At 34.8% G+C, this 9,966-nt stretch carries 8 protein-coding genes and 1 pseudogene; 6 read left to right on the forward strand and 3 right to left on the reverse strand.

Translation table 11 applies throughout. The annotated features are described in order from the left end of the window. The 3 genes and pseudogenes from ON07_RS16555 to ON07_RS11160 all read left to right on the forward strand — a co-directional run. Window positions 1-766, forward strand: a pseudogene (locus tag ON07_RS16555) (hypothetical protein); the annotation flags it as partial. 543 nt (window positions 767-1,309) lie between these two features. After that, window positions 1,310-2,362: a M12 family metallopeptidase gene (locus ON07_RS11155; protein ID WP_010231353.1), complete on the forward strand. Its 1,053-nt coding sequence runs from the start codon at window positions 1,310-1,312 to the stop codon at window positions 2,360-2,362. A gap of 539 nt (window positions 2,363-2,901) precedes the next feature. Continuing rightward, complete coding sequence (locus ON07_RS11160; RefSeq protein ID WP_010231355.1) at window positions 2,902-3,417, forward strand: hypothetical protein; 516 nt, start codon at window positions 2,902-2,904, stop codon at window positions 3,415-3,417. A gap of 139 nt (window positions 3,418-3,556) precedes the next feature. Here the strand turns inward: ON07_RS11160 and ggt are convergent, their stop codons facing one another. After that, complete coding sequence (ggt, locus tag ON07_RS11165) at window positions 3,557-5,263, reverse strand: gamma-glutamyltransferase (RefSeq protein WP_010231356.1); 1,707 nt, start codon at window positions 5,261-5,263, stop codon at window positions 3,557-3,559. 76 nt (window positions 5,264-5,339) lie between these two features. Further along, the gene (locus ON07_RS11170) at window positions 5,340-5,957 is read right to left on the reverse strand and encodes an acyl carrier protein phosphodiesterase (RefSeq protein ID WP_033445097.1); all 618 of its coding nucleotides are present in this window, start codon (window positions 5,955-5,957) and stop codon (window positions 5,340-5,342) included. 248 nt (window positions 5,958-6,205) lie between these two features. Here ON07_RS11170 and glmM point away from each other — a divergent pair, with 248 nt between their 5' ends. Next, window positions 6,206-7,591 (forward strand): phosphoglucosamine mutase, encoded by a 1,386-nt coding sequence (gene glmM, locus ON07_RS11175; RefSeq protein WP_010231358.1) that lies wholly within the window; start codon window positions 6,206-6,208, stop codon window positions 7,589-7,591. On the opposite strand, the gene ON07_RS11180 is transcribed toward glmM, so the two are convergent. Then, the gene (locus ON07_RS11180; protein ID WP_010231359.1) at window positions 7,588-8,499 is read right to left on the reverse strand and encodes a lysophospholipid acyltransferase family protein; all 912 of its coding nucleotides are present in this window, start codon (window positions 8,497-8,499) and stop codon (window positions 7,588-7,590) included. The two genes, glmM and ON07_RS11180, sit on opposite strands and share 4 nt — an antisense overlap. Before the next feature lie 54 nt (window positions 8,500-8,553). Between ON07_RS11180 and ON07_RS11185 the strand changes: the two genes are divergently transcribed. Then, window positions 8,554-9,201, forward strand: coding sequence for a rhomboid family intramembrane serine protease (locus ON07_RS11185; protein WP_010231364.1), 648 nt, complete (start codon window positions 8,554-8,556; stop codon window positions 9,199-9,201). 52 nt (window positions 9,202-9,253) lie between these two features. Further along, window positions 9,254-9,940 carry an SIMPL domain-containing protein gene (locus tag ON07_RS11190; protein ID WP_010231371.1) on the forward strand — a complete coding sequence of 229 codons (687 nt, stop codon included), beginning with the start codon at window positions 9,254-9,256 and terminating at the stop codon, window positions 9,938-9,940. The last annotated feature ends 26 nt before the right edge of the window (window positions 9,941-9,966 follow it).

Genomic DNA, 9,966 nt, shown 5'->3' on the forward strand with positions numbered 1-9,966 from the left:
TATTGATGGTCAATTATTGAATAATCCACGTTACGAGCATGTTAGGGTGAATTGTGGAGACGATAATGGTGGAAATGAGTGTGATCCAAATGATGTTGATGCAGATTGTGATAATGATGGTGTACCAAATGGGGAAGATACTTGTCCCGGTGAGGATGATAGATTGGATTTAGACAGCGACAACATACCAGATGCTTGTGATGACGATAGAGATGGTGATAATATTCCTAATGTGGAGGACGATTGTCCTGATGATTTACCTGGAGACGGTTATAAAGATGAGGATGGTGATGGTTGCGATGATGAAGATGGAGACCCTTGCGCAAATCTTCCGGCTGTTTGTTCTATACCAGATGTACAGCTAGAGGTAGGATGCACTTATGCTTATTTTGATTTTGATAATCAAGATGATTTCATAATGATTGCCAATGCTGAAACAGGTCTTGTCCTAGAGAATAGTGTTGGAGATCCATTTGGGGTGGTTGATACTTCTTCAGATGGAACTATTTCGCTAAGTATTGACGGTAGTGAGGTAGACGATCTTATTATCGCTTATGAGGTTGAAGTAAGACCAAGCAATCAAGATGGCAGTATGAGTGCTAGCTGTTGGGAATCTGATTGTGATCCAGATGTAATTGCTTTTGATGCAGAGGATAGAAATCAAGCTGCAATTCCATTATCATTTTCAGGGTTCGACTATTCTTATCCTTATTATATAAGAGTTAAAGTTATTTCTTGTGCCGCACCAGTTGGTAATGGGCCATAATTATAGGTTAGATAAAAATTGACTCTTGTAGATTTGTCAACCGGGGGGATGACGAATTTGCTGAGTTAATTTTATTAATCACCAGTAATTATTTTAATAATGATTAGAGGTGTTAATAGAAGAGGCTGTCCGAATTATTTTGGACAGCTTTTCTTTTGTCTTAATTTTAAAAGTTAAAGAAAACTTAAATTAAAATACCGTTAATCGTATTTTTATGTATTTTAGCGATTCAAATTATATGTACACTCATATCTCCCCCCTCATGAGGTGTTATAAGTTGGTTCCATCTTAAAATATTGTTGGAACAATTTTTTTTTAATAAATAAAATTTAGAAACTAATTAAAATATTCATAATCGTTATGAATATTAAAATAATATTACATGTTAAGTGGTTGAAATCTAAATATTTGTGATTTTACTCTTGGTTTTTTGGAATGAACTTTGAAACAACCCAACTCGTAACATTTATTTTAATAACCTGAACATGATTGATTCACAAACTAAAAATCATCTGTTCAATTAAATTTTTAAAACCCCAACTTATGAGGAGATTAAATTTACTGTATTTACTACCCGCTTTAGCAATTTTATCTTGTAGTAAAGACTCAATTACCCCAGACACAGAAGAACAATTAATTGAAACCAAAGAATTATCTGCAAACGTAGAAGTAGCCTATCCTCAGGACTTCGGGCTTCTTTCAGATGTTTATTTCGCAGGAAAAAAAATAACAGTAGAAGAGATTGATGGTGATTATGTTTATGAAGGAGATATATTACTTCCTAGCAATATGATTACTTCTCAAGATGTGAAATTAGTTTACGAAATAGGAGAGGAGCCTCAAGAAAAGAGTGTCGGAAGAACCTCTGGTAGATGGCCTAATAACACAGTTTATTATTCCATAGACAATAATTTATCTGATAAAAATAGGGCTACAGATGCTATAAAGCACTGGGAATCTAACACGTCTTTAAAATTTGTCCAAAGAACATCTCAATCTAATTACATTTATTTCACCACAGGTTCTGGTTGTTCCTCTTATGTAGGTATGATTGGTGGAAAACAAAATATTACTCTAGCACCTGGTTGTTCTACAGGAAACACTATTCATGAAATAGGCCATGCAGTGGGTTTATGGCATGAGCAAAGCCGTGTGGATAGAGATAAACATATTAAAATAAACTACTCTAACATTCAAAGTGGAAGAGAGCATAATTTTAAGACCTACGCTGACAGCGGATCTGATGGAGATGAATTTACCTCTAATTTAGATTTTGGATCTATTATGTTGTATAGCTCGTATTCTTTCTCTAGTAATGGACAACCTACTATTGTAAAGCTAGACGGAAGTACTTTTAATGCACAAAGAAATGCACTTTCGGCAGGAGATAAAACTGGTATTAACGCAATGTACGGGGGTTCTACTGGAGGTACTACAGAGCCTACTGCTCCTGAGTATATTAATGGTGAATATTATGTTATCTACGGCTTAACCGTTTTGAGACACAATGATGAATGGTGGTATTACTCTCGTACATACAGTATGTGGAGAGAAGTAGAATTGAAAAGCAATAATCGGTGGTATTACGCTAGATAAATTTTTTAACCCGATGATTAAAATCATCGGGTTTTTTTATCCAATATGTAGAAGTGTGTATGAAATTGTAGAAACATTTCTCGATTATTTTTATTGAATCAGCAATTTTTAAATTTTATTTTATTAAAACAACTAATTTTCAATCAAATAATTAATGAGGTCTTCAATATTTCAAAATTACCTTATTAGAAGATATTTCTTTTAAAAAAAAAAGCCCAAAACTTAACGTTTTGGGCTTTTTTTTTTATACAATAGATCTTGTTTTTGTGTTTCCTTATCACAGTTTTTGTGAATTAAATCTACAATATCAAATATAGGGTATGTCAAGTATGGGTATTTTTCCCACATAATATATGTATGATTTTTATTAATTTTATTCCTCTAAAAAGAGAATTCTTCATTTTGATTAATTTTCAGAAATCACTTCCCTCCATTTTAAAAGACTACCCTGCGACACATATGCTTAGATAACTTTATGATAAAAATTCAGGTTATAAATTTAAAACTTGAATTGAAAATCTAAATAAAACCATCTAATTATGAAAAAGCTCAACGTTTCACTCTCGTTATTACTATTCGTTGCCATCTTTCTAAGCTGCAGCAGCAACGATGATGCGAATATCATTACTGACGATACTATCGGTATGGGAATTCTCTCTTTTGGAGTGACTCCTATTGAAACTTCACGCAGTATGGAAACTGGTGAAATAGTAAAAAATCACGCAGTCTGCTCCAATTCAGATTTAAAATATGTGCGAATGACACTAAAGGACAGTCAGGGGCGCTGTTATTTTGGAAATACCGAATCTGGGTTTCACGAAATAGAAATGGATCCTTTGGGATTGGATACTAATAATGATGAGGTTATAGATACTTGGAACACCTCTAAGAATAAAAAACTATTATTACCTGTTGGAAACTATACCTTGGAATATTTAGCGGTTACTAATAATAAAGGGAAGGATTCAAAGATAATATTAATGTGCCCAAAAAAAAAGTTTGGATGCCAATGCGACGCTATATTACAATTTAGTTACAAGTTCTCTACCTATTGAATTTTCCATTAGAGAGGGCGTAGAGCACTATATTCCTTTAGAAGCCCTATGTTTTAAAAGAGAGCATGCGTTCGAATTTGGTTTTGTATTTCTCACGTATGACGATCCAAATCCTTTCTATTTATGTTCTCAATAAAATTTAAAATCCAATAGCAGTATCATCCCCCCTTTTATCTGCACCACCTTCAAGTTTTCCATTTGGCAGCTTTAAAATAGCATCTACTTTTCCCAAAATTGGAGAGTCTTTTTCATTTATTATATAGCCTTTCTCCTGCAGTTGCTTGAGTATTTCTTTATCGAAAGAAATTGGTTCAAATCTAATCTCATCGGGAAGCCATTGATGATGAAATCTAGGTGCATTTACTGCTTCTTGCATATTCATTCCAAACTCCGAAACATTTAAAATTGTTTGCAATACCGAAGTAATTATAGTAGAACCACCAGGGGTTCCAACACTCATCCAGAATTCTCCCTCTTTTTCCACGATCGTTGGAGTCATAGAACTTAACATACGCTTCTGGGGTGCTATAGAATTTGCTTCGGCGCCTATAAGACCAAACATATTTGGCACTCCTGGTTTTGCGCTAAAGTCATCCATTTCGTTGTTTAAAAAGAAACCTAATTCCTCCACATATAATTTAGAGCCGTAAGCTCCGTTTAAGGTGGAAGTAACAGCAATAGCATTTCCAAATTGATCTACTATGGAATAATGAGTGGTTTCCATGCTTTCATATCCTGGAAGAGTTCCGTGTTTCAAGCTGTTTGAAGGTGTTGCTTTGTCAAAACTGAAATTTTCCATCCGAGAATTCAAATAACTTTCACTTGTAAGTTCTTCAACTGGGACATCATAAAAATCGGGGTCTCCCAAATAATAACTCCTATCTGCATAAGCCCTTCTCTCTGCTTCTGTAATTACCTGAATGGTTTTTAAACTATTGTGCCCATATTCAGAAATGGGATATTTTTCCAGGGTTTTCATTATTTGAGCCAATGCAACTCCTCCGCTGGAAGGTGGTGCCATAGAAATAACTCTTAAATTCTTGTGTTTAAAGGCGATTGGTTCTCTCCAAACTGTTTCATATGCCATCAGATCTTCGAGGCTTATAATCCCTCCGTTATTCTGAATGAATTCTACTAACACTTTTCCGGTCTCGCCGCCATAATATTCGCTTCTACCATTATCTGCTAATTTTTGAAGCGTTTTTGCAAGTGCCAAATTCTTCACAGTATCCCCGGCTTTAAATTTTTTGGTATATAAAATGGAATCTTTATTAATTCGCCCAAACAATTCTTGGTAGTTGTTAAAACTCTCGGCCTGCCCTGCAGTTACTACATATCCTTTTTTTGCTAGCTCAATTACAGGTGCTAAAATTGTTTTAATAGGAAGAGAGCCTAATTTCTCGTGAGCAGAAAAAATTCCGGCAACTGTTCCCGGAACTCCAATGGCCAATCCTCCTAACTGACTTTTCTCTGAAACAGCATTTCCATTCTCGTCTAAATACATATCCTTGGAAGCAGCAAGTGGAGCTTTTTCTCGAAAATCTAGGCTTCCAATTTCTCCATTAGCTTTCCTAAATACCATAAACCCGCCACCACCTAAACTTCCTGCAAAAGGGTAACTTACTGCAAGTGCCATTTCTGTTGCAACCATGGCATCAAAAGCATTTCCTCCTTGTTGCATGATATCTGATGCAATTTTAGAAGCTTCAGCTCTTGCTGACACTACCATTGCATGCTTAGTGATCAAACCAATTTCTGGAGTGGATTTGTTTTCAGAAGCAATTGGAGGCGTAGATTTACAGGCCAAAAACAAACTGAAAACGAGAAGTAAAAAGGATTTTTTCATAGAATTAGGTAGAGTTTAATCCCTCATTGAGGGTTTAGTTTTTCGAAATTTATTACTAATTTTTAAAAGTCAATTTTCAATTGGTCCCTCTTGTACTTTCCCCGGGGTTCACTATTTTTTTAATTTCTTCAGAAGAATAATGTATAATTTCATTGAAGAAGACAGTGAATTCAGATTCAAAAAGGGAATAATGCAATTTTAACTCCTTAGTGGCGAATTTCATTTTCGATCTATTTTTAGTCCGCTGATCCATTTGAAAGAGAATTTTTCCTATTCCTTCAAGCGTTGCGTAATTATATAGCCAGTTATCTTTCAACATATAGGGCAGAAATTGCTGCACTCGTAGTGGTAAGATTTCGTAATTATCTTGCAGTAAATTATAAAAATTTTGAGTGTAATCAAACAATGGAATTTCAGAATAGTCTTCCCAGTTTTTTGCTAAAAAATGATCGTATAAAATATCTACAATTACAGCACTGTAATGACCATAAGTAGGAAATAATCGATGCGTACTTTTTCTTACCGTTGGGTGTTTATCTGTAAAAGTGTCTAAGGCACGATGCAAAATAATCCCATCTTTTATTTTTTTTGGAAAGTGCTGAAATTTATTACCCTTCACAGAATCTGCAATAAAGTTTCCTATTTTTAATTCTTCAACCTCTCCGGAAAGATAAATATGTGCGAGATAATTCATTCCTCCAAGGTACTTAATCAATAACATCGAGCCAAGCCCATAAGAAATGAACTGAAAAATAATTTATAAAAGTTTTTGGGGTGTATCCAAATTTAGTCCTCGATGAGATTTTAAACCGAAATCCTGTTTAATTTGTGTTAAGGTTTGGGGAAGACCTACGTAGCCATGTATATTTGCTAAAATTTAATTTTTAACATAGAAAGAAAACCTTTTTACCGGTTTTCAATAGAACATATAATTCAAACAACATGAGTTTAATAAAATCAATTTCAGGAATTAGAGGTACCATAGGAGGGAAACCTTCAGAAAATCTTACCCCATTAGATGCGGTGAAATTTGCGGCTGCATATGGTACTTGGCTTAAAAATGAAAATAACAATAAAAAATTAAAAGTTGTAATTGGTCGTGATGCCCGCATTTCAGGATCTATGATTCAACAATTGGTTATGAATACACTTATTGGATTGGGAATAGATGTAGTAGATCTTGGTCTTTCTACCACGCCAACGGTAGAGATCGCTGTTCCTTTGGAAAATGCTGATGGTGGAATTATTCTTACAGCCAGCCATAATCCAAAACAATGGAACGCTTTAAAATTGCTGAATAAGAAAGGGGAGTTTTTAAACGGAGCAGAAGGAGCAAAAATTTTAAATTATGCAGAAAAAGAGGATTTTGTTTTTTCTGATGTGGATGATTTAGGGGTTATTACAGTTATACACGATTATATAGATAGACATATTGAAGAAGTTCTTAAGCTGAAGCTTGTTGATGCTAAAATCGTTAAAAATGCAAAATTTAAGGTAGTGGTAGATGCAGTAAATTCCACCGGAGGAATCGCGATTCCTGCGCTTCTTAAAAAAATGGGAGTAGAGGTTGTAGAACTATACTGCGAGCCTAATGGGCATTTCCCACACAACCCTGAACCTTTAAGAGAACACTTAGGTGATATTTGCAAATTAGTGGCAAAAGAAAAAGCAGATCTTGGTGTAGTTGTAGACCCAGATGTTGATAGATTAGCTTTAATTGACGAAAAGGGGGAAATGTTTGGGGAGGAATACACGCTGGTTGCTTGTGCAGATTACGTACTTGGGAAAACACCTGGGGATACGGTAAGTAATTTATCTTCTTCCAGAGCGCTTAGAGATCTTACTAATAGACACGGGAATACTTATAGAGCGAGTGCTGTTGGGGAAGTGAATGTGGTGGAATTGATGAAAGAGAGCAATGCGGTGATTGGTGGCGAAGGGAACGGTGGAATTATTTATCCGGAATCTCATTATGGGCGTGATAGCTTAGTAGGTGTTGCTTTGTTTTTGACTTATTTAGCTGAAAAGAAAATGACGGTTTCTGAAATTAAGAAAACCTACCCAATGTATTATATGAGCAAAAACAAGATAGAATTAACTCCGGAGTTGGATGTGGATGCTATTTTAGAAAGTGTAAAAGAAAATCATTCTTCTGAAGAAATTTCTACAGTAGATGGGGTAAAAATAGATTTTGCTGAAAACTGGGTGCATTTAAGAAAGTCCAACACCGAACCAATTATTAGAATATATACGGAGGCTAAAACTCAGCAAGAAGCAGATGCTCTTGCGGAAAAAATGATTGAGGAAATAAAGGCAATTGTAGCCTAAGTTCTAGGAAATACTTTGGCATCTTTTGGGATGGGAGCATCTTTATGCTTCCATCTTTTATGTGTCCAAAGATAATATTCCGGCTTTTCTTTAATTTGTTTTTCCAATTCTGTTAGAAAAGTATTGGTGATTTTAAAATCAGGCTCTTCTGCAGCATTATCGGTTATGGGGACAAAAGTAGCTTCATAAAATCCTCTAGCTTTCTTTTCTACATGAAGATACAGGACCGCCATATCTAGATTCTTGGCCAATTTTTCTGATCCCATAAAAATAGGTACTGTGGTTCCCATAAATTTAGTCCAGGTCTTTGCTCTTCCAAGTTTCGGAGATTGATCGGCAACAATGGCATACACTCCTAAGATCCCTTTTTGCTGATTATTCTTGATTGTTGCAGTTGCTTGGGATGAGGTAATTAATTCCCCGTCAAAACGTTGACGAATATCCTTAGCCATTTTGTCGAAATGTGGATTTTGAACCTTTTTATAAATTCCGTAGCCTCTATAATCCAACCCGTAAAGTTGTAAAGCATTTATCCATTCGTAACTGGCATAATGCCCACATATAAGTATTATGCTTTTGTTTAGTTCCCGTATTCGTTGGATCTCACTAATATTAGAAAAAGTATAGCGCCTTTTTAACTCGTTATTTGGAATCGAAATACTTTTTACCATTTCGAGAAACATATCGCACATATGCTTAAAAGATCCTTTACTAATCTTCCTGTATTCTGTTTCAGATTTATTTGGTAATGCAAGTTTTAAGTTCTTAATCACAGTTTTCCTTCTGTAACCAACGAGATAATAGACTATGAAGAAAATCAGATCTGAAACTTTATAAAAAAGCCAAAATGGGAACTTAGAAATTATCCAAAGAAAGGGGTAGACTAACCAAAAAACTAATCGCTGCATCAACAAAAAATTTAGGCAAATATATGCTATATTTGGCACTAAACGGAAGTATCTATGGGAGATTTAAGCTTGATAACTATTATTATCATTGCGGTAAATGTTATAATTTCATTCAAAGGTTTTAATGACATTGTTTTTTTTGAAAAGTATAAATTCAATATTGGGGATATTAAAGCTGGAGCAAAATATCAGATCTTCACATCCGGATTTTTGCATGTAGATACATCTCATTTGTTTGTAAATATGCTTACCCTTTATTTCTTTGCCAATGTGGTGATCTATGATTTGGGCTCACTTGGGTTTATACTTGTATACTTAGCGAGCTTAATTTTAGGAAATTTACTGAGTTATTTCTTTCATAAAAATGATCTAAATTATAGTGCGGTAGGGGCAAGTGGTGCGGTAATGGGAATTCTTTATTCGGCAATTCTCTTGAGACCGGATATGATGTTAGGCTTGTTTTTTATTATCCCGATTCCTGCATACGTTTTTGGGATAGGTTATCTTCTGTACACTATTTATGGGATGAAAAAGCGACTTGGGAATATTGGTCATGACGCTCATTTTGGTGGTGCTGTGGGAGGATTTGTATTAACTCTTATGCTCGCTCCATGGATTTTTGAGCAACATTTGCTGATGGTAATTCTTCTGGCAATCCCGATCCTTATTTTGTTTGTGCTTCAAAAAGCCGGAAAAATTTAGAATGGTATCCTTCTTGTAATACAGACTTAAAAACCTTAATAATCTAATCGAAATGAAATCAATTTTAATACTTTTTGCAGCATTAGGAACTTTTGCTACACAAGCACAACAAATAAATAATATTACTCCGTCGGTTACTGTGAATGGTGAAGGAATTGTAAAAGTGATTCCGGATGAGGTTGTTATTAAATCTCGTATAGAGCATAGCGGTGATAATCCGCAAGACGTGAAGAAGCAAAATGATGCGGTTGTAGATGCGGTGATAAAATATTTGAAATCTGAAGGGGTGCCGGAAAAGAATATTCAAACTGACTATGTGAATTTGAATAAGAATTATAACTATAATGATAAGACCTATAGTTATGTTGCAAATCAGGCTATTTCTATTAAACTAGATGATTTAAAGAATTACGAGAAAATCATGAGTGGATTGCTGAAAGTTGGACTTAATCGGATTGATGGTGTGCAGTTCAAATCTTCTGAAATGGATAAATATATGTCTGAAGCTAGAAAAAAGGCAGTTTTAAATGCCAAAAGTAAGGCTTTAGAATATGCTTCCTCTTTAAATCAAACCATTGGGAAAGCGATTAGTATTAGTGAAGTGCAGACCAGTAATTTTCCGCCTATGTATAGAATGAATGAAATGAAGGCCAGTTCAGATTCTATAGAGCAGGAAACAATTGCTCCCGGAGAAATGGAAATTAGTGCAAAAGTAACAGTGGCTTTCGAATTGAAGTAGAAGCTATACCTTGTATAATAAAAAAA

The sequence above is a fragment of the Gillisia marina genome (assembly GCF_000258765.1).
Lineage (GTDB): Bacteria > Bacteroidota > Bacteroidia > Flavobacteriales > Flavobacteriaceae > Gillisia > Gillisia marina.

Excerpts from the sequence above, each read along its gene's own strand:
- glmM (WP_010231358.1), top strand. The coding sequence starts at position 6,206 with ATGAGTTTAATAAAATCAATTTCAGGAATTAGAGGTACCATAGGAGGG.
- ON07_RS11180 (WP_010231359.1), bottom strand. The coding sequence starts at position 8,499 with ATGCAGCGATTAGTTTTTTGGTTAGTCTACCCCTTTCTTTGGATAATT.
- ON07_RS11190 (WP_010231371.1), top strand. The coding sequence starts at position 9,254 with ATGAAATCAATTTTAATACTTTTTGCAGCATTAGGAACTTTTGCTACA.
- ON07_RS11155 (WP_010231353.1), top strand. The coding sequence starts at position 1,310 with ATGAGGAGATTAAATTTACTGTATTTACTACCCGCTTTAGCAATTTTA.
- ON07_RS11185 (WP_010231364.1), top strand. The coding sequence starts at position 8,554 with ATGGGAGATTTAAGCTTGATAACTATTATTATCATTGCGGTAAATGTT.
- ggt (WP_010231356.1), bottom strand. The coding sequence starts at position 5,263 with ATGAAAAAATCCTTTTTACTTCTCGTTTTCAGTTTGTTTTTGGCCTGT.
- ON07_RS11160 (WP_010231355.1), top strand. The coding sequence starts at position 2,902 with ATGAAAAAGCTCAACGTTTCACTCTCGTTATTACTATTCGTTGCCATC.
- ON07_RS11170 (WP_033445097.1), bottom strand. The coding sequence starts at position 5,957 with ATGAATTATCTCGCACATATTTATCTTTCCGGAGAGGTTGAAGAATTA.